The sequence below is a fragment of the Streptomyces sp. DH12 genome (genome assembly GCF_020873895.1).
In the GTDB taxonomy this organism is placed as follows: domain Bacteria; phylum Actinomycetota; class Actinomycetes; order Streptomycetales; family Streptomycetaceae; genus Streptomyces.
Genome location: NZ_JAHWGT010001058.1, coordinates 1 through 453, shown reverse-complemented (window position 1 = coordinate 453; position 453 = coordinate 1). Strand labels below are relative to the sequence as shown.

The following is a 453-nucleotide window of genomic DNA, read 5'->3' as shown; positions in this document are numbered from 1 at the left end:
GTTGAACACGCCCTCGGGCAGCCCGGCCTCGGCGAGCAGCTCGGCGAGGCGGACGGAGGCGGACGGGTCCTTCTCGCTGGGCTTCAGCACGAAGGTGTTGCCGCAGGCGATGGCGAGGGGGAACATCCACATCGGCACCATGGCCGGGAAATTGAACGGGGTGATGCCGGCGACCACGCCGAGCGGCTGGCGGATGGACGCCACGTCCACGCGGCTGGCGACCTGGGTGGACAGCTCGCCCTTGAGCTGGACGTTGATGCCGCAGGCCAGGTCGACGATCTCCAGGCCGCGCGCGACCTCGCCGAGGGCGTCGGAGTGCACCTTGCCGTGCTCGGCGGTGATCAGCGCGGCGATCTCGTCGCGGTGGGCGTCGAGCAGGGCGCGGAACCTGAAGAGGATCGAGGTGCGCTGGGCGAGGGAGGACTGGCCCCAGCTGCGGAACGCCTCCTTGGC

1 protein-coding gene is annotated in these 453 nt (G+C 70.9%); it reads right to left on the bottom strand.

Annotated elements, in window-relative coordinates; all coding sequences use genetic code 11:
* A partial coding sequence (locus tag LPA54_RS38490) for an aldehyde dehydrogenase family protein (protein ID WP_228985026.1) occupies positions 1 to 453 on the bottom strand: 453 nt, incomplete at both ends.